Source organism: Acinetobacter oleivorans DR1, assembly GCF_000196795.1.
Taxonomy (GTDB): Bacteria; Pseudomonadota; Gammaproteobacteria; order Pseudomonadales; family Moraxellaceae; genus Acinetobacter; species Acinetobacter oleivorans.
Window position 1 is genome coordinate 3,921,745 of the sequence record NC_014259.1, and the last position, 19,086, is coordinate 3,940,830.

Below are 19,086 nucleotides of genomic sequence, written 5' to 3' on the forward strand. Positions count from 1 at the left end.
AGGGGTAATCAACATTGTCTTACTTTTTTTACTTTCAATTTGTTTTACACTAGACCAAAACGTTAACTTTCAAATGTTATGAATGCCACGCCGACTCACCAAGCCTTGCAACCTGAATATCGCTTACTCGTACTTTTGGTTTCCATTGGCTTTTTTATGCAGGCTTTGGACACAACAATTGTAAATACAGCTATTCCTGCAATGGCTCACCATTTAAATGAAGACCCTCTACGCATGCATAGCGTAGTAGTGGCCTATGTTTTATCAGTAGCTGCCTGCATTCCTTTAAGTGGATGGTTAGCAGACCGCTTTGGTGTTAGAAATATTTTCTTATCGGCAATCGTTATTTTTACTTTAGCCTCTTTAGGTTGTGGTCTTTCTCAGAGTCTCAATGAACTCTTATTTTTCCGAGTCATCCAAGGCGTAGGTGGAGCCTTACTGCTTCCTGTTGGTCGACTATCACTTTTAAAGATTATTCCACGAACTCAGTTCTTAGCTGCAATGAGCTTAATGAGTCTTGCAGGTTTACTCGGGCCGTTGGCTGGTCCAACTTTAGGTGGCTGGTTAGTTGAAGTTGCAACTTGGCACTGGATTTTCCTCATCAATATTCCCATGGGTATCTTAGGCATCTTAATGACATTAAAAGTCATGCCTAATTTAAAAGAACCTTCAGTCAAAACATTTGATTTAGGCGGCTTCATCTTATTAGTGGTGGCCATGATTGGATGGTCTTTGGGTATCGAACATTTAGCCTCACCTGAATATTCAAACTGGTTCAGCATTTCACTTTTAGTCGTCGGTATAATCGCAACGCTTTGGTATGCCTATCACTCACATACTCATCAAAATGCGTTGTTCCGTAGCCGACTTTTTAGAAACAAAATTTATGCGATTGGTATTTTAGGTAATTTCTTTGCTCGCTTTGGTGGTAATGCTTTACCTTTTGTTTTACCGCTCATGCTACAGGTGGCTTTTGGCTTTGAACCTTTCATAGCAGGTTTAATGATGATTCCTTTGGTCTTAGGCTCATTATTTTCAAAGCCAATTGTCAGACCGATTATTCAAAAGATTGGCTATCGACGTTTTTTACTCATTAACACAACGCTGGTCGGGCTATGTATCGCCTCTTTCGCCATCATGACAGTCGATACTCCAACTTGGTTTAGAGCCTTACACTTTTTCTTATTTGGCACATTAAACTCACTGCAATTTGTGGGTATGAACACATTGACCTTAAAAGATTTGCCTCAACAAGATGCAAGTAGCGGTAATAGCTTTTTATCGATGATCATGATGCTATCAATGAGTATTGGCGTGGCACTCGCTGGCACACTCATTAATATCTTTACTGATTATTATGGAGCTGACCATGTGACCACTGCATTCCACGTCACTTTAATTTGCCTCGGCTGTATCAATATCATTACAGCGCTTATTTTCTGGCAAATTCCAAAAAATACCCCCGTATAAGCCGTTGCATTTTTAGCGTGGTTTCTCCCTCTTGAATCACGTTATGATGTCGGCTTCAAATCTGTAATGAGTTTTGCATGACCAAGCTGGCAAAAACCTTTTCTGCACCACGCTATAACACCCTAATCGGGATTATTCTAGCTTGTGTTATGGGGGTTCTCACTTACTTTGGTCTGTTCTACCAACAAAAAGCAATTGCTCAAGATTATCCAGTTCAAGGCTTTGATGTTTCTCACCATCAAGAAGATATCAACTGGAAAAAAATATCACCGGAAAAGTTCCAATTCCTTTATTTAAAAGCAACTGAAGGCGGTGATTACAAAGATTCAAAATTTCAAGAAAACTGGCTCAAAGCTCGTGAACATGGGTTTCATGTAGGGGCTTACCACTTTTATCGCCTGTGTCGTGATGGAAAGACACAAGCTGATAACTTTATTGCGACTGTACCTAAAAAATTAGATGCTCTTCCTCCCGTCATTGATCTGGAATATGACGGTAACTGTATTAATTCGCATACCAAAGAACAATTACTTAAAGAAATAGGCATCATGCATGATCGCCTAAAACAGCATTATGGCAAACAGCCTATATTTTATATTTCTAAAACTTTTTATCACATTGTGTTAATCGGTAGTTTTCCTAATACACCACTTTGGGTTCGTGATTATGAAGGTAAACCTGAACTTAAAGACAAGAGAAAATGGCTCTTTTGGCAGCATAGTAATCAGGGTAAAATTGAAGGGATAACAAAGCCCGTAGACTTAAATGTTTATGAGGGTTCAGTCAAAGAATGGCACCAATTCTTACAGCAGCAAGGCATCGTGAAAGCACAATAATATGCGCAAAATCATTCATATCGATATGGATGCCTTTTATGCATCAGTCGAATTGCGAGAGCGTCCTGATCTAAAGCATCTCCCTGTAGTTATTTCTTCGCATCATCCGCGAGCTGTCATTGCTGCTGCATCTTATCCTGCCCGTGAATTTGGTTTGCGTTCAGCCATGTCGATGAGTCAGGCAAGAAAACTATGCCCTCAGGTCGTTATTATTGAGCCAAATTTTGAAAAATATCGCACAGTCTCTGCTCAAATTCACTCTATTTTTCAGCAATATACTCTGCTTATTGAACCTTTATCTTTAGATGAAGCCTATTTGGATGTCACAGAAAATCTAAAACAGATTGCGAGTGCAACCGAGGTTGCGATGCATATTCGGGAAGATATATTTAGGTTAACTGGACTGACTGCATCAGCAGGTGTAGCTCCTAATAAATTTTTGGCAAAAATTGCTTCAGATTGGAATAAACCGAATGGCTTATGTGTAATTAAACCTTCTCAGGTTGCTAGTTTTATTCAAGACCTGCCACTTAAAAAGATTCCTGGCGTCGGTAAAGTCACTCAGGAAAAATTACAGCAACTTCAACTACATACTTTGGGCGATTTACAGAAAATTGAAGAGGCTATTTTAGTTCACCACTTCGGTAAATATGGACAACAACTCTACCTATATGCACAAGGAATTGACCATAGACCTGTTCAAGCTGAAAGAGCCCGCCAACAAATTTCGAAAGAGACCACTTTCGATAGTGACTTTACTTTGGTTCAATGTCAGCCCTATTGGCAGGGACTAGCCGAGAAAGTCTGGCAAAGCTTAGAGAAAAAACAGCTCAATGCACGTGGTGTGAATATTAAGCTTAAACTCAAGAATTTTCAGACTTTACAACATAGTAAAAGCTTTAAAAGACCGATCCAGTCGCTACAGGACTTAATCCAAGTTTTATTTTTATTATTAAATGAAATGCAGATTCCTGAACATTTTCAGTTTCGCTTAATTGGTATAGGAGTTTATCAATTACAGACCCAAGCGGATGACTTCCAACTTAACCTTTGGTGATTGATTAATTTTCACTCGAAAGAGCAACTTTTAAACAAAATAGACTCCCTTTTACTGAGACTTTAGAGTAACCTAATCAACGCATATTCATTACCCATGTATTTGCAACATGCCAAAGCAACCTTTACTTTCGGCATATCGTCCTGTGATTGGCGTGACGACCAAATCCGAATATTACAGGGCTCTTCTGATACATGGCTTAGATATCCCTTCATCACAATAATCTACTGAAATTCCTTTCTACTTGCTTGCACCAACCCAGTAACTCTTCATAAAATCAAAACTATTAAATAAAGCCACTCTAGAGCATTTTTATGACGGTAAAGCGTTTACACGTGACTTCACGCTACTGCGAAGTTGCGATTTCAGGTAATTTGGTACATTTAGCTGGCCAACTCGCAGATGATACAAGCGTAGATGTTACATCACAGACTCAACAAACTTTAGATAATATTGACCGTCTATTGGCAGAAGCTGGAACAGATAAAACCCATATTCTTTCTGTTATGATTTTTCTAAAAGATATCGACAAAGATTATGCAGCAATGAATGCTGTTTGGGATGCATGGATTAGTGAAGGACATCCACCAGCACGTACTTGTGTAGAATCCAAACTTTATGCGCCAGACGTGCTTGTAGAAATGACGGTTGTTGCAGTACTTCCATAATTTTTATAAATATAAAGTGACACTAAATTGAGCAATATCCCTAGTTATATTGCTCAATTTTTTAGTAGTTTTAACATTTTTAATGTCAGCATGTTATTAAGATCTTCTTTAATGAGTTCTCTAATCAATTGCTATAATCTCTAATTTTTAAGACTTCACAAACGCATTTGACATTCTCTCTAGTTGCGGCGTTGCATGTAAAGTTGCCATCTCTGTTTCTGGAGTCAATAAGTCCCTTCTCAGATCGTGATAATCAGGTACCTCACTGTAATGCAGTACACGATAGCCAGCCAATTGTAATAGACGACGTTCATATTGTTGATGCGCACGGCGTAAACCATTTTCACCAAGAACTACAATGACAACAACCTGATAATTTTGATCAAGTACAACAAAATCAGCTGCCATATTTTGATATTTTCGACGTGTATGCGCATATTTTGTAGTTAATAATGCATCAAAGGATACATGTGCCAACACGGTAAATTTAGGTAAAACTGTTTGTAGTCTGGTTAATGTCATTTGCTCATGACTAGTTAATACTGCACGGCGCTTCAAGGCACTATCATGTTGATGCCTTCGCGAAAGACTTTTCACTGCCATTACAACAGCCAAAAATAATAATAAGATCGTGATTAAATAGTACATGGGTCCAATCCTTTAGGTTTTTTATAATGATTTTGCTAGATCACACTTTGTTTTAATTGATAACGACACAGCCGTTTTTTAAAAGGTTCACTTAGTAATTTCACTTGTAGTTATCAAGCTTGGCTTAAATTTAGCCACCCTCACATTATTTATAATCATAGAGTCTACAACAATCAAGTGCAGCTCGTCAGATTTTTGCTATTTATCATTATTCGTTACGTTTTTTGTACTTTTAATCTTCAAAAATCTCACTATACGATTTAAATAAATACTTTAAGAACAAAACAGGCTCTATTTAAGAGCCTGTTTTATCACTATCCACGAACCTTGCTTTTAGGTTTACTTTTTCCACCAAATGGTCTTTTCTCACCTGTTTCACGAGGAGGCAAACCAGTGTGCTGGGTTAGAACCTGTCCTTTTTGTGGACGTTTTTGCCCTGCTGCTGAACGAGATTGTCCCTGACCACGTTTTGCTGAATCACCCGCTACAGAAGAGTTCTTCTTACGTGCCGACTTATATTCACCTTCAGCAGTACCTTGTGGCTGATAGGTCGGGATCAAGTGCTGCTTTGAATTACCAATTAAATCTGCACGGCCCATTTCTTTTAAAGCTTCACGAAGTAATGGCCAGTTGTTTGGATCATGGTAGCGTAGGAATGCTTTATGCAGACGACGGCGTTTCTCACCTTTTACAATATCAACTTTTTCAGTATAGCGAGCGACTTTAGCAAGCGGGTTTTTGCCCGAATAATACATGGTTGTTGCAGTTGCCATTGGCGATGGATAGAACGTCTGTACTTGATCGGCACGGAAACCATTCTTTTTTAACCAAATTGCAAGGTGCATCATGTCATAATCTGATGTACCCGGATGTGCTGCAATAAAGTAAGGAATTAAATATTGCTCTTTTCCTGCTTCTTTACTGAAACGGTCAAACATTTGCTTGAAACGATCATAAGTACCAATTCCCGGCTTCATCATCTTAGATAAAGGACCATTTTCGGTATGTTCAGGAGCAATTTTTAAATAACCGCCAACGTGATGTTGTACTAGTTCTTTTACATATTCAGGGTTGAGTACGGCAAGGTCATAACGTAAACCTGAACCAATCAGAATTTTCTTCACACCTTTAATTGCACGTGCTTTACGATAAAGCTGTACTAAAGGCGCATGATCGGTATGCAAGTTTTGACAAACGCCCGGATATACACAAGAAGGTTTACGACAGTTCTTCTCAATTTCAGGGTCTTTACAATGCAAACGGTACATGTTTGCCGTTGGACCACCTAAATCTGAAATAATGCCGGTGAAGTTTGGTGCAGTATCACGGATTTTTTCAATCTCACGTAAGATCGAATCTTCCGAACGGTTTTGGATAATACGACCTTCATGTTCTGTAATTGAACAGAATGTACAGCCGCCAAAACAGCCACGCATAATGTTGACCGAGAATTTGATCATATCAAATGCTGGGAAACGAGCATCGCCATAAGTAGGATGTGGCAAACGTGCATATGGAAGATCAAAAACATAATCCATTTCCTCAGTCGTTAGAGGAATTGGTGGTGGATTGATCCAGACATCACGTTCACCATGGCGTTGAACCAAAGCACGGGCATTACCCGGATTAGTTTCAAGATGCAAAATACGGTTTGCATGCGCGTAAAGCACGTGATCATTCGCCACTTCTTCAAAAGAAGGTAAACGAATCACCGCTAACTCGCGTGGAGGTAATTTGTGTTTAATTGCTTTTGACGGTGCTAGCTTTAATTGAACGATTTGAGTGTCGTCATCGAGTTTGTCACCTTCACGTACAATCGGATTTGCAACAATCTCTTTCTGGAAATCTTGATACTGAGCTAATGAGTTGCCTTTTTCTTTTTCAACCTCACAGCCATCAATATCTTCAGTCATGACATATGGGTTAATAATTGGATCAACACGTCCAATCGTATCTACATCATTACTCGCAACTTCAACAAACTTTGCTTTTGATGCTTTGTTATGTTTATTAATAATAAATGCTGTACCACGAACATCAGTAATCTCGTGGATTTTTTCACCTTTGGCCAAACGATGCATCACATCAATAATGGCACGCTCACCATTACCATACATGAGTAAATCGGCTTTTGAATCCATCAAAATCGAACGACGAACTTTATCTGACCAATAATCGTAGTGCGCAATACGACGTAAACTACCTTCAATACCACCTAATAACACTGGTACATCTGGGAAAGCTTCACGACAGCGCTGGCAATAAACTGTTGCTGCGCGGTCAGGACGTTTATTTGGTTCATTGTTTGGAGAATAAGCATCATCAGAACGGATTTTACGATCTGCCGTATAACGGTTAATCATCGAATCCATATTACCTGCGGTTACACCCCAAGCAATCGTTGGCTTACCTAAAACGCGGAAGCTTTCAACATTGGTCCAATCTGGCTGCGCAATAATTCCGACACGGAAACCTTGTGCTTCAAGTACACGCCCAATCACACCCGATACAAATGATGGGTGGTCAATATAAGCATCGCCACAGACTAAAATAAAGTCACATGCATCCCAGCCGAGTTGGTCCATTTCTTCTCGTGACATCGGCAAAAATGGTGCGGGTTCAAAACACGACGCCCAATATTTGTCGTAATCAAACAGCGCTTTTGGCGCAGTCTGCATGGTGTAGGCAGTAGACATGGCTTGCGAATCTCGGCTAGCAGATGGAGGAGAGACATCTAAAGATGAAAGCCGATCATTTTAACATGAATTCCATTCATTTTCCCTGTTTATAAAACATGCGAAAACAACAATATAGAAATTAATTTGATTAAACTTTACTCAATATTTTATTCTTGGAATAAATACGGCGGAATAAAATCCGCCGCAGTTTTAATTTTTATTTATAAAGCTTAGAACAAAGCTTTTGGCAAACGAATCTGAATAATCTCATTATCATCAGCCAATTTTGCATTACGTCCTGTCGAACCTGGGAAGTTATTATCATTGAAAACGGTAAGCGTTGTGCCATTTTCAATAATCACATCTTCAATGGTTTCAAATGGGAAGGCAAAAACCTGTCCCGTACCAATATCCCCTGCTCTAGCTGTGCCATACAACAAATTCGGGTTAGCAATTTTAATTAAATCAACTAAATCTTCACGGGTTACTAGCTGACCTGACTCATTTAATTTAATACGGATTAATTTTTTATAGCCGCCTAAATTATTCTGGGTCGCATCACGTTCAATAATGATTCCTTCTTTATCATTAAAGAGCTGGAAGTCACCAATATTGGTTGCTTTACTGTCTAATTGGAACCAATAATATTTTCCTGTGTAAGCTTTTTTCTTCACATCAAATTGAGAAATCAATAATTGTCGTTCCGTTTCTCGAATTGATTTAATTGGCTTTTCTATAAGAGGGTAAAGAAACTGCCCATCCGGTGAAATTGCCATTCCTTCAAAACCACCACTTTGCTGAACCAAAGGCTCTACAAAATTAATTTGCGCTTTATTAAACTGATTTTGTGGTGAACGTAATTCTTGAGTCGGATTTAATGGATTTGGTAAAGCGATTGGTGCATCTAATAGCACACCGTCCGCTGAAAAATGAAGTAAATAAGGTCCAAACTCATCCCCAATCCAGTAGGTCCCATCATTAGTACGTTGCATAGACTCTGGATCAAAATCTGCCCCCGTTAATAAACGCTCAGCTGTATCACCATTCACGATATTAAATGGAATTAATTTGTTCGGATCATGCAGCTGGATAAAGCTTTGCACAGTTACTTGACCCGTGCCTTTAGCTTTAGTTTTGAAATCAGGTTTTAATTTATAAATACGAAGTAAAAAATCTGCTGAATTATCTTGAGTCCCAAAACCATTATCAGCCATTGCCATATAACTGCCATCTTCATTTTTTAATGCAGCAGAAAAGCCTTGTACAGGTTGACCCTTAAATGGAGGATAAATTCCATTTGCACCTTTCACATATGCCCCAGAGTCTGGGCCAGCAGCATAGGTTTCTACAGGTAATTTGGCAAAAGAAATTAAAGTTGGTTCGGTAACGTTTTCAGTAGGTGATGTTTGATCTTGATCGTTATCATCATTACATGCGGTCAATCCTAAACTGGCACAGCATAATAATGCGACTAAAGTTTTTTTGCTCATAGTTTTATACATTTGGTAAAAAATTAACCAAATTTAATCAAGCTTATATGAAGTTTTTACTTCAAAAAGATGAAATCTTTATGGCGAAAATATGACAAACCCAACTGTTCAATACAGACACAAACTAAATGACTTCATCAAAAAGAATTAAAGTTTCGTTGGCTGATATTCTCCAGCAATTGCTGCATTCAAAAAGTTCTGAAAAGTTGGGCATTCCATATGATTTTCAGCAGGACACACAGCAGCATGTTGTAATCCTTGACTAATAAAATGTAATCGCTTTGCCATTTGCTCTAGTTGTTCAGCTTTATCTTTTAGTTTTTGCCGATCAAGATCAGGCTTACCATCTTGCCCAAACATTGTAGCGATCTCATTTAAAGAAAAACCCGCAGCACGTCCTAAAGCAATAAGTGCCAGTTGATCAAGCACTTGTTTCCCATATTGCCGACGTAAACCTTGCCGTCCTATCGATTTAATTAATCCTTTCTCTTCATAAAAACGTAGTGTTGCTGTTGTGACTTTTGCCCTTTTAGCGACTTCACCAATATCCATAATAACCTCTTGACTTCAAGTTAACTTTAACTTGCACAATAAATTTATCACGTTTCAGACGTATAAAAGCAAGGTTTCAAAATGAATCTCTCCACAACGTTCTTTCAGGCTTTATGCCTTGGTATTGGCGCAACAGTTATTATGGATATCTGGCTGTTAATATTAAAGATATTCAAAATTCCGACCTTAAACTTCGGCTTGCTCGGACGCTGGGCTGGTTGGATATTTAAAGGGAAACTCATCCATCAATCTATAGCTCAAAGCCCTCAAATTAAGGGTGAATATTTTTTAGGTTGGGTTGCTCACTATAGTGTCGGACTAATCTTTTCATTGAGTTTTCTCTTTATTGTCGGCTCAGATTGGCTTAGCCATTCTCAGTTTTATTCAGCACTTCTGTTTGGTGTAGTCACCGTTCTCATTCCTTTTTTTATTATGCAACCTGCGATGGGTAGTGGTTTTGCTTCTTCAAAAACACCTCATCCTTTTTTGAACCGCCTAAAAAGTTTGATGAACCATAGTGTTTTTGGTTGTGGCCTATATCTCACTGCAAAACTATTTCAAATTTAAATAAAGAGGAAAATACTCATGAAAACTGTTGCCATTATTTATCATAGCCGCCAAGGCCACACCCAATTTATTGCTCAGCAAATTCAAACTGGTATTTTGAGCCATAAAGATATTAAAGTAGATTTACTCAATGCTGAACATCTTGTCGAAAACCCAGAAATCCTAATTCAATATGACGGCTTAATTTGGGGATCCCCCACTTATTTAGGTGGTGTATCTTCCAAGTTAAAACAACTCATGGATGTGACGGGGCCATTATGGAAAAAACAGAGCTTTAAAGGAAAACTAGCGGCTGGTTTTACTGTATCTTCCCTTCCCGCAGGTGATAAACAATCAACACTAATTTCACTTTTTACCTTTTGTATGCAACACGGCATGTTATGGGTCGGCAACCCGATTATGCCAGAACAACACCAAGGTATTCCTTATACTCAAGCAGCCAATCGTCTAGGCTCATGGTCAGGCTTAATGGCTCAGGCTGAACATGGCAGTAATGCCGATAGTTTTGATGAAGGAGATATTAAAACTGCTCAACAATTCGGAGAAAATTTTGCATTAACCTTAAATGCTTATCAAGGAATATAAGACCATGAAAGCACAGAGGCTTTTATTCCTCTTCATTTTATCAGGAATGATGTCTTTTATAATTTCAGGCATTTCAACTTTTAAAGTAGTGGGACTAAATCACCATTTCCTTTCATTGTGGGTATCGGCTTGGATTATTGCATGGATATTGGCTTTTCCAAGTGTATTGATTTGTGCTCCTATTGCCCAGAAACTTGTCGACATCGTATTTAAGTAAGTTGATCTGTAAGTTAAAACGTACAAAACTTGCGGCGATTTGCGGATATTCATCTTTAGTATTTTTTCATAATATATGAAACATAGAGAGACAGGATGTCTCATTGAAGAAGAATAAGAACGCAGGAAGCGGTAGTTGAAAGGAGTTAGCTACATAAGCTGAATACGAAAGAACCTCGACAGGAAGTCGGGGTTCTTTCATTTTAATTATACAAAATTCTCACTATTTGCTTGTGCTGAGCAACAGAACTTATATTGATCGATTAGTTGCAGCTGAATACCATGATTTCATTTGAAATTTGATTATCGGTTTCGTATTTTGCTTACCTCATCTTTATCTAACAATTATTTTAAACCGACTCAAATAAACATTTTGAGTCTCAAATTTTTCGTAATTGCTTTAATGACAATAATGACTGGGTGTACAAGCTTAGGACCGAATAGCGGTTCATTTTCATGGCGTTCAAATAAACTCTCGTCTGGTCTACAAAAAGCTTATTCTGTTCCACAAAGCACAGCGAATCGGTTATCTCCGATTATTATTCAAAGTGCTGACCAATATAATGTGCCCCCTCTTTTACTTGCCGCGGTCATAAGACAAGAATCAAGTTACAATACTAATGCCCTCTCGCCTACGGGTGCAGTAGGTTTAACTCAAATTATTCCCAGCTATTGGCAACAAACTTGTGCTGGTAATTTGTATGATGAATCTACAAATATTCAATGTGGTGCTTATATCTTAAATCACTATTATCAGTCAGCGGATAGTTGGTTTAAGGCTACGGCTTATTATAATGTTGGCCCAACTGGATATGAGCGAAGCTTCTGGACACGGCACAAAGCTAAAAAATATGCTCGATCTGTTAAACGTCATCAAAAAGCTTTAAAAAGTGCTTTATAAATAAGCTTAAATAAAAGCCCATCAATAGATGGGCTTTTTTATACAATTAATTTTATTCGTCAAATAAACCTTCAAACAGAACAGAAGATAAATAACGCTCCCCACTATCTGGCAGAATAACAACAATAGTTTTACCGGCATTTTCAGGGCGTTCTGCAATTTTTGCCGCCGCAGCCAAAGCTGCGCCACTTGAAATACCCACTAGAATACCTTCTTGGGTTGCACAGTTTCTTGCCCACTGAATTGCTTCTTCGCTAGTCACTGGTAAGACTTCATCCACAAGATCTAAATCAAGATTCTTTGGAATAAAATTCGCACCAATTCCCTGAATTTTATGCGGCGCAGGTGTAATGTCCTCTCCATTTCTAGTTTGAGTAATAATTGGAGACTCAGCAGGCTCAACGGCTACAGAATACAAAGGTTTATTTTGAACTTGTTCGAAATAACGAGAAATACCAGTAATTGTGCCGCCAGTACCTACGCCAGCAACCAGAATATCGACTTGTCCATCTGTTGCTTGCCAAATTTCAGGACCAGTTGTATCTACATGGATTTGTGGATTCGCTGGGTTTTCAAATTGCTGAGGTAAGAAATAAACATCTGGCTGTTCAGCTGCTAATCGTACCGCTTCATCAACTGCACCTTTCATCCCTTTCGCTGGTTCAGTTAAAACCAAATTGGCACCGAGAGCTTTTAATACTTTTCTACGCTCAAGACTCATACTTGCAGGCATAGTTAAAGTAATTGGATAACCCTTAGCAGCTGCAACAAAAGCCAATGCAATACCAGTATTACCACTGGTTGGTTCAATAATATGCATGCCTTCTTTTAGCACACCACGCTTTTCTGCATCGGCAATTAGTGCCGCTCCGATACGACATTTCACAGAAAATGCAGGGTTACGGCTTTCCACTTTTGCTAATACGGTTGCACCAGTTTTAATCAAACGATTGATGCGAACTAAAGGAGTATTGCCAATAGCTTCTGCATTATTTGGATAAACTGCTATTCCTAAATTATTGGGTGTTGGAAATTGCTGATCAGTAGACATGTTATATCCTTATTAGATTTGGAATGATTCTGAATCATTATAAGCTTCTAGAGTAAACAGGAAAGTAGAAAAGCTAAGTAATGCCTGAATTCTCAAGTGAACAATATGCCTTGTCATAGATTTATTTTTAATAAATAAAATTTAAAATTATTTTAAAATCAAATTATTAGATTAAATTATTTTATTTTCCTATCCATATCTTACATTATTAAGACTACGCTAATCTTCTGATCACACACTAAAGCTAAAGTTTTTCCAAAATTTTATATAGCGAGTTACCAAAGTTCACCCTCTCTCCAATCGGCACAAATAGTATCATCCACTAAATTATGAGTTAATCGCTCTTTCAGCTGAGCGCTCAACGGAAATAGCATAATTTGATAATCATCTGTTAGATAAGTGAAAGCATCTTGTTTGATGTATAAATCCCCCCACCACGAAATCCAATCTAATTTTTTATAGAATGTATCATCTTCAGGCTGTAATGCTGCGAGTTCATAGCCTAAAGTAGTTAAAACATCGGTTAAATATCTTAATAATTTAGATGCAAGTCCTTTCCCTCGCATATTGAAATCAGTAGTCACATATTCTATATAAGCAGTTTTTACAGTGATACCATATCTTAAGGTGAAAATTCGATCTGTCCATAAAGCATGTGACACAATATTATCACCCAATATGCCTATTATATGTACAGAATTTTGCATGAAGGTATATTGACTCCAGGGATCTTCATCAAAAGCAGCAAAACACAGCTCAGCAATTTGTTGCCGTTGTTGCTTATTTAGGTCATGAGCCGCGATGATTTTAAACTGCATAGGCAGAAACTCTATTTTAATTGCTTAAATCATAAGCAAATATCGAAATAATACGAAGTTTTTTAGTTTTAATTAAACAATTCATTTAATTCCTGCATAAGTAAACACCCCGGTTTCTTTCGAGACCGGGGTGTTAGAATAATGAGCTGGCGATGACTTACTCTCACATGGGAAACCCCACACTACCATCAGCGCTAAGAGGTTTCACTTCTGAGTTCGGGAAGGGATCAGGTGGTTCACTCTTGCTATGGTCGCCAGCACAACTGGTATGGATACTTGCATTGGTCTTAATGTGCCGATGCGTTTTCCAAATCTTTACAGATGGGCTGATTGAATCTTACTTTATTTGTTCATTTTAGCTAAGCGTATAACTAAATCAAGTTGCTTTGCATATTAATGAATCGATTGATGCTTTATATACAACTGCTTGGGTGTTGTATAGTCAAGCCTCACGAGCAATTAGTATTGGTCAGCTTCACATATCACTATGCTTCCACATCCAACCTATCAACGTCCTAGTCTCGAACGGCTCTTTAGAGGACATAAAGTCCTAGGGAAATCTTATCTTGAGGTAGGCTTCCCGCTTAGATGCTTTCAGCGGTTATCCCTTCCGAACATAGCTACCCGGCGATGCGACTGGCGTCACAACCGGTACACCAGAGGTTCGTCCACTCTGGTCCTCTCGTACTAGGAGCAGATCCTCTCAAATTTCCAGCGCCCACGGTAGATAGGGACCGAACTGTCTCACGACGTTCTAAACCCAGCTCGCGTACCTCTTTAAATGGCGAACAGCCATACCCTTGGGACCTGCTTCAGCCCCAGGATGAGATGAGCCGACATCGAGGTGCCAAACACCGCCGTCGATATGAACTCTTGGGCGGTATCAGCCTGTTATCCCCAGAGTACCTTTTATCCGTTGAGCGATGGCCCTTCCATACAGAACCACCGGATCACTAAGACCTACTTTCGTACCTGCTCGACTTGTGGGTCTCGCAGTTAAGCGCGCTTTTGCCTTTATACTCTACGCGTGATTTCCGACCACGCTGAGCGCACCTTCGTACTCCTCCGTTACTCTTTAGGAGGAGACCGCCCCAGTCAAACTACCCACCAGACATGGTCCTCGCCCCGGATTACGGGGCAGAGTTAGAACCTCAACATTACCAGGGTGGTATTTCAAGGACGGCTCCATTGGAACTAGCGTTCCAACTTCAAAGCCTCCCACCTATCCTACACAAGTAAGGTCAAAGTTCAATGTCAAGCTGCAGTAAAGGTTCACGGGGTCTTTCCGTCTAGCCGCGGGTACACTGCATCTTCACAGCGATTTCGATTTCACTGAGCCTCTGCTGGAGACAGCGCCGCCATCATTATGCCATTCGTGCAGGTCGGAACTTACCCGACAAGGAATTTCGCTACCTTAGGACCGTTATAGTTACGGCCGCCGTTTACTGGGGCTTCGATCAAGAGCTTCGCTTACGCTAACCCCATCAATTAACCTTCCAGCACCGGGCAGGCATCACACCCTATACGTCCACTTTCGTGTTTGCAGAGTGCTATGTTTTTAATAAACAGTTGCAGCGGCCTGGTTTCTGTGGCTGCCAATAGCTCAGACCGCAAGGGTCATCACCGTCAGCAGCGTACCTTCTCCCGAAGTTACGGTACCATTTTGCCTAGTTCCTTCAGCAGAGTTCTCTCAAGCGCCTTGGTCTACTCGACCTGACCACCTGTGTCGGTTTCGGGTACGATTCCTGTGTAACTGAAGCTTAGAGACTTTTCCTGGAAGCATGGTATCAGCCACTTCGCTGTACAAGTACAGCTTGCTATCAGATCTCAGCATAGAGCACCCCGGATTTGCCTAAGATGCATGCCTACTTCCTTCCACCTGGACAACCAACGCCAGGCTGACTTAACCTTCTCCGTCCTCTCATCGCATTACACAGAAGTATTGGAATATTAACCAATTTCCCATCGACTACGCCTTTCGGCCTCGCCTTAGGGGTCGACTCACCCAGCCCCGATTAACGTTGGACTGGAACCCTTGGTCTTTCGGCGAACGGGTTTTTCACCCGTTTTGTCGTTACTCACGTCAGCATTCGCACTTCTGATACCTCCAGCATACTTCTCAATACACCTTCATCGGCTTACAGAACGCTCCCCTACCACTTGACTAAAAGTCAAATCCGCAGCTTCGGCACATAGTTTTAGCCCCGTTACATCTTCCGCGCAGGCCGACTCGACTAGTGAGCTATTACGCTTTCTTTAAAGGGTGGCTGCTTCTAAGCCAACCTCCTAGCTGTCTATGCCTTCCCACATCGTTTCCCACTTAACTATGATTTTGGGGCCTTAGCTGGCGGTCTGGATTGTTTTCCTCTTGACTACGGACGTTAGCACCCGCAGTCTGTCTCCCGGATAGTACTCATAGGTATTCGGAGTTTGCATCGGTTTGGTAAGTCGGGATGACCCCCTAGCCGAAACAGTGCTCTACCCCCTATGGTATTCGTCCGAGGCGCTACCTAAATAGCTTTCGGGGAGAACCAGCTATCACCAGGCTTGATTAGCCTTTCACCCCTATCCACAAGTCATCCCCTGGCTTTTCAACGACAGTGGGTTCGGTCCTCCAGTTAGTGTTACCCAACCTTCAACCTGCTCATGGATAGATCGCCTGGTTTCGGGTCTATACCCAGCAACTAAACGCCCTATTAAGACTCGATTTCTCTACGGCTCCCCTATACGGTTAACCTCGCTACTGAATATAAGTCGCTGACCCATTATACAAAAGGTACGCAGTCACCGAACAAGTCGGCTCCCACTGCTTGTATGCATGCGGTTTCAGGATCTATTTCACTCCCCTCACAGGGGTTCTTTTCGCCTTTCCCTCACGGTACTGGTTCACTATCGGTCAGTCAGGAGTATTTAGCCTTGGAGGATGGTCCCCCCATATTCAGACAAGGTTTCACGTGCCTCGCCCTACTCGTCATCATTATGTGTGCCCTTTCGTGTACGGGAATATCACCCTCTACGTTCGCACTTCCCAGAGCGTTCCACTAAAACACACATAACTTAATGGGCTGATCCCCGTTCGCTCGCCGCTACTAAGGGAATCTCAATTGATTTCTTTTCCTAAGGGTACTGAGATGTTTCACTTCCCCTCGTTCGCCTTGCAACACTATGTATTCATGTTGCAATACCTACCTTAAAGTAGGTGGGTTCCCCCATTCAGAAATCTCCGGATCAAAGGATATTTGCCGCCTCCCCGGAGCTTATCGCAGGCTATTACGTCTTTCATCGCCTCTGACTGCCAAGGCATCCACCACATGCACTTAATTACTTGACTATACAACCCCAAACAGTCGTCAACACTTACAAGTGAGTGTTGTCCGTGCGATTCTTCATCGCTACTATCTGTTGCCTGTGTATTTAAACACTGTACAGCTTCAATCTAAATTCATATACCAAAACGCTTGATTCAGTTAATTTGCTAGTTCTCAATTCATCTAGATTAATTGCTTAATCTAAACTCTTGAGTGAACAATTTATTTCAGACTCAATTTTGCCAATCTGTTAATGAATAAACACGCCTTCGTCAGGTCATGCTTAATACCGTGATACTTAAATCACAGAAGTTAATAAACTAAGATCTAAATCTCTATTTACTAATTTCTGTAATCCGAACTTCTCTTAAGTTCTGGTGGAGACTAGGAGAGTCGAACTCCTGACCTCCTGCGTGCAAAGCAGGCGCTCTACCAACTAAGCTAAGTCCCCAGCTTACATCATCAGTCATGTATCTTTTATCTATAACTTCAACCAGTCAAAGTCATGGTGGGTCTGACAAGACTTGAACTTGTGACCCCACGCTTATCAAGCGTGTGCTCTAACCAACTGAGCTACAGACCCTCAGATACATCTATGAAGAACAACTTGTTGTGGATTCTTACCAATCGTCAATCTTTCGTTAAGGAGGTGATCCAGCCGCAGGTTCCCCTACGGCTACCTTGTTACGACTTCACCCCAGTCATCGGCCACACCGTGGTAACCGCCCTCTTTGCAGTTAGGCTAGCTACTTCTGGTGCAACAAACTCCCATGGTGTGACGGGCGGTGTGTACAAGGCCCGGGAACGTATTCACCGCGGCATTCTGATCCGCGATTACTAGCGATTCCGACTTCATGGAGTCGAGTTGCAGACTCCAATCCGGACTACGATCGGCTTTTTGAGATTAGCATCCTATCGCTAGGTAGCAACCCTTTGTACCGACCATTGTAGCACGTGTGTAGCCCTGGCCGTAAGGGCCATGATGACTTGACGTCGTCCCCGCCTTCCTCCAGTTTGTCACTGGCAGTATCCTTAAAGTTCCCGACATTACTCGCTGGCAAATAAGGAAAAGGGTTGCGCTCGTTGCGGGACTTAACCCAACATCTCACGACACGAGCTGACGACAGCCATGCAGCACCTGTATGTAAGTTCCCGAAGGCACCAATCCATCTCTGGAAAGTTCTTACTATGTCAAGGCCAGGTAAGGTTCTTCGCGTTGCATCGAATTAAACCACATGCTCCACCGCTTGTGCGGGCCCCCGTCAATTCATTTGAGTTTTAGTCTTGCGACCGTACTCCCCAGGCGGTCTACTTATCGCGTTAGCTGCGCCACTAAAGCCTCAAAGGCCCCAACGGCTAGTAGACATCGTTTACGGCATGGACTACCAGGGTATCTAATCCTGTTTGCTCCCCATGCTTTCGCACCTCAGCGTCAGTGTTAGGCCAGATGGCTGCCTTCGCCATCGGTATTCCTCCAGATCTCTACGCATTTCACCGCTACACCTGGAATTCTACCATCCTCTCCCACACTCTAGCTAACCAGTATCGAATGCAATTCCCAAGTTAAGCTCGGGGATTTCACATTTGACTTAATTAGCCGCCTACGCGCGCTTTACGCCCAGTAAATCCGATTAACGCTTGCACCCTCTGTATTACCGCGGCTGCTGGCACAGAGTTAGCCGGTGCTTATTCTGCGAGTAACGTCCACTATCTCTAGGTATTAACTAAAGTAGCCTCCTCCTCGCTTAAAGTGCTTTACAACCATAAGGCCTTCTTCACACACGCGGCATGGCTGGATCAGGCTTCCGCCCATTGTCCAATATTCCCCACTGCTGCCTCCCGTAGGAGTCTGGGCCGTGTCTCAGTCCCAGTGTGGCGGATCATCCTCTCAGACCCGCTACAGATCGTCGCCTTGGTAGGCCTTTACCCCACCAACTAGCTAATCCGACTTAGGCTCATCTATTAGCGCAAGGTCCGAAGATCCCCTGCTTTCTCCCGTAGGACGTATGCGGTATTAGCATTCCTTTCGAAATGTTGTCCCCCACTAATAGGCAGATTCCTAAGCATTACTCACCCGTCCGCCGCTAAGATCAGTAGCAAGCTACCTCTCTCCGCTCGACTTGCATGTGTTAAGCCTGCCGCCAGCGTTCAATCTGAGCCATGATCAAACTCTTCAGTTAAAAATCATTTTGCACCTTATTAAAGACAAGGTGCCAATTCTGGCTCATCAATTTTCTGACT

General features: G+C 41.3%; 14 protein-coding genes, 2 tRNA genes, 3 rRNA genes and 1 pseudogene. 8 read left to right on the forward strand and 12 right to left on the reverse strand.

The features are described from left to right. Positions 1 to 78 precede the first annotated feature (78 nt). The 3 genes from mdtD (at position 79) to dinB (ending at position 3,363) form a co-directional block, all read left to right on the forward strand. Complete coding sequence (mdtD, locus tag AOLE_RS18450; protein ID WP_013199155.1) at positions 79 to 1,470, forward strand: multidrug transporter subunit MdtD; 1,392 nt, start codon at positions 79 to 81, stop codon at positions 1,468 to 1,470. Positions 1,471 to 1,547: 77 nt separating this feature from the next. Continuing rightward, entirely contained in the window at positions 1,548 to 2,306 is a 759-nt protein-coding gene (locus AOLE_RS18455) for a glycoside hydrolase family 25 protein (protein WP_013199156.1), read from the forward strand. Between the two features lies 1 nt (position 2,307). Beyond that, positions 2,308 to 3,363, forward strand: coding sequence for a DNA polymerase IV (dinB, locus tag AOLE_RS18460; RefSeq protein WP_013199157.1), 1,056 nt, complete (start codon positions 2,308 to 2,310; stop codon positions 3,361 to 3,363). A gap of 4 nt (positions 3,364 to 3,367) precedes the next feature. Here the strand turns inward: dinB and AOLE_RS20155 are convergent. Next, a pseudogene (locus AOLE_RS20155) lies at positions 3,368 to 3,484 on the reverse strand (hypothetical protein). Between the two features lie 193 nt (positions 3,485 to 3,677). Here AOLE_RS20155 and AOLE_RS18465 point away from each other — a divergent pair. After that, positions 3,678 to 4,031 (forward strand): RidA family protein, encoded by a 354-nt coding sequence (locus AOLE_RS18465; protein WP_013199158.1) that lies wholly within the window; start codon positions 3,678 to 3,680, stop codon positions 4,029 to 4,031. A 147-nt stretch (positions 4,032 to 4,178) separates the two neighbouring features. Here the strand turns inward: AOLE_RS18465 and AOLE_RS18470 are convergent, their stop codons facing one another. The 4 genes from AOLE_RS18470 to AOLE_RS18485 form a co-directional block, all read right to left on the reverse strand. Next, positions 4,179 to 4,679 (reverse strand): DUF2726 domain-containing protein, encoded by a 501-nt coding sequence (locus AOLE_RS18470; protein ID WP_013199159.1) that lies wholly within the window; start codon positions 4,677 to 4,679, stop codon positions 4,179 to 4,181. A gap of 314 nt (positions 4,680 to 4,993) precedes the next feature. Beyond that, on the reverse strand, positions 4,994 to 7,375 hold the full coding sequence (locus AOLE_RS18475) for a YgiQ family radical SAM protein (RefSeq protein ID WP_013199160.1): 2,382 nt from the start codon (positions 7,373 to 7,375) through the stop codon (positions 4,994 to 4,996). Positions 7,376 to 7,587: 212 nt separating this feature from the next. Next, a complete protein-coding gene (locus tag AOLE_RS18480; RefSeq protein WP_013199161.1) occupies positions 7,588 to 8,847 on the reverse strand; it encodes an esterase-like activity of phytase family protein in 1,260 nt (419 codons plus the stop codon). Positions 8,848 to 8,994: 147 nt separating this feature from the next. Further along, a complete protein-coding gene (locus AOLE_RS18485; protein ID WP_013199162.1) occupies positions 8,995 to 9,399 on the reverse strand; it encodes a helix-turn-helix domain-containing protein in 405 nt (134 codons plus the stop codon). 81 nt (positions 9,400 to 9,480) lie between these two features. Between AOLE_RS18485 and AOLE_RS18490 the strand changes: the two genes are divergently transcribed. From AOLE_RS18490 to AOLE_RS18505, 4 genes are all read left to right on the forward strand, one after another. Further along, on the forward strand, positions 9,481 to 9,966 hold the full coding sequence (locus tag AOLE_RS18490; protein ID WP_013199163.1) for a DUF2938 domain-containing protein: 486 nt from the start codon (positions 9,481 to 9,483) through the stop codon (positions 9,964 to 9,966). 18 nt (positions 9,967 to 9,984) lie between these two features. After that, positions 9,985 to 10,551, forward strand: a complete 567-nt coding sequence (locus AOLE_RS18495; protein ID WP_013199164.1) for a flavodoxin family protein — start codon at positions 9,985 to 9,987, stop codon at positions 10,549 to 10,551. Positions 10,552 to 10,555: 4 nt separating this feature from the next. Then, positions 10,556 to 10,768 carry a DUF2798 domain-containing protein gene (locus AOLE_RS18500; RefSeq protein ID WP_013199165.1) on the forward strand — a complete coding sequence of 71 codons (213 nt, stop codon included), beginning with the start codon at positions 10,556 to 10,558 and terminating at the stop codon, positions 10,766 to 10,768. Positions 10,769 to 11,059: 291 nt separating this feature from the next. Beyond that, positions 11,060 to 11,668, forward strand: a complete 609-nt coding sequence (locus tag AOLE_RS18505) for a lytic transglycosylase domain-containing protein (RefSeq protein WP_081399222.1) — start codon at positions 11,060 to 11,062, stop codon at positions 11,666 to 11,668. Positions 11,669 to 11,720: 52 nt separating this feature from the next. Here the strand turns inward: AOLE_RS18505 and cysK are convergent, their stop codons facing one another. From cysK to AOLE_RS18540, 7 genes are all read right to left on the reverse strand, one after another. Continuing rightward, entirely contained in the window at positions 11,721 to 12,719 is a 999-nt protein-coding gene (cysK, locus tag AOLE_RS18510) for a cysteine synthase A (RefSeq protein ID WP_013199166.1), read from the reverse strand. A 275-nt stretch (positions 12,720 to 12,994) separates the two neighbouring features. Next, the gene (locus AOLE_RS18515) at positions 12,995 to 13,537 is read right to left on the reverse strand and encodes a GNAT family N-acetyltransferase (RefSeq protein WP_013199167.1); all 543 of its coding nucleotides are present in this window, start codon (positions 13,535 to 13,537) and stop codon (positions 12,995 to 12,997) included. 144 nt (positions 13,538 to 13,681) lie between these two features. Then, positions 13,682 to 13,796 (reverse strand): 5S ribosomal RNA (gene rrf, locus AOLE_RS18520). 179 nt (positions 13,797 to 13,975) lie between these two features. After that, positions 13,976 to 16,868: ribosomal RNA gene (locus tag AOLE_RS18525) — 23S ribosomal RNA — on the reverse strand. A gap of 352 nt (positions 16,869 to 17,220) precedes the next feature. Next, positions 17,221 to 17,296, reverse strand: a tRNA-Ala gene (locus tag AOLE_RS18530). A 55-nt stretch (positions 17,297 to 17,351) separates the two neighbouring features. Beyond that, positions 17,352 to 17,428: transfer RNA gene (locus AOLE_RS18535), tRNA-Ile, on the reverse strand. Positions 17,429 to 17,487: 59 nt separating this feature from the next. Next, positions 17,488 to 19,025, reverse strand: a 16S ribosomal RNA gene (locus AOLE_RS18540). Together the 16S, 23S and 5S rRNA genes with 2 tRNA genes alongside form the textbook arrangement of a ribosomal RNA operon. Positions 19,026 to 19,086 lie beyond the last annotated feature (61 nt).

What these genes read in the sequence shown, in the direction of transcription:
- mdtD (WP_013199155.1), top strand. Translation starts at nt 79, where the DNA reads ATGAATGCCACGCCGACTCACCAAGCCTTGCAACCTGAATATCGCTTA.
- AOLE_RS18455 (WP_013199156.1), top strand. Translation starts at nt 1,548, where the DNA reads ATGACCAAGCTGGCAAAAACCTTTTCTGCACCACGCTATAACACCCTA.
- dinB (WP_013199157.1), top strand. Translation starts at nt 2,308, where the DNA reads ATGCGCAAAATCATTCATATCGATATGGATGCCTTTTATGCATCAGTC.
- AOLE_RS18465 (WP_013199158.1), top strand. Translation starts at nt 3,678, where the DNA reads ATGACGGTAAAGCGTTTACACGTGACTTCACGCTACTGCGAAGTTGCG.
- AOLE_RS18470 (WP_013199159.1), bottom strand. Translation starts at nt 4,679, where the DNA reads ATGTACTATTTAATCACGATCTTATTATTATTTTTGGCTGTTGTAATG.
- AOLE_RS18475 (WP_013199160.1), bottom strand. Translation starts at nt 7,375, where the DNA reads ATGTCTACTGCCTACACCATGCAGACTGCGCCAAAAGCGCTGTTTGAT.
- AOLE_RS18480 (WP_013199161.1), bottom strand. Translation starts at nt 8,847, where the DNA reads ATGAGCAAAAAAACTTTAGTCGCATTATTATGCTGTGCCAGTTTAGGA.
- AOLE_RS18485 (WP_013199162.1), bottom strand. Translation starts at nt 9,399, where the DNA reads ATGGATATTGGTGAAGTCGCTAAAAGGGCAAAAGTCACAACAGCAACA.
- AOLE_RS18490 (WP_013199163.1), top strand. Translation starts at nt 9,481, where the DNA reads ATGAATCTCTCCACAACGTTCTTTCAGGCTTTATGCCTTGGTATTGGC.
- AOLE_RS18495 (WP_013199164.1), top strand. Translation starts at nt 9,985, where the DNA reads ATGAAAACTGTTGCCATTATTTATCATAGCCGCCAAGGCCACACCCAA.
- AOLE_RS18500 (WP_013199165.1), top strand. Translation starts at nt 10,556, where the DNA reads ATGAAAGCACAGAGGCTTTTATTCCTCTTCATTTTATCAGGAATGATG.
- cysK (WP_013199166.1), bottom strand. Translation starts at nt 12,719, where the DNA reads ATGTCTACTGATCAGCAATTTCCAACACCCAATAATTTAGGAATAGCA.
- AOLE_RS18515 (WP_013199167.1), bottom strand. Translation starts at nt 13,537, where the DNA reads ATGCAGTTTAAAATCATCGCGGCTCATGACCTAAATAAGCAACAACGG.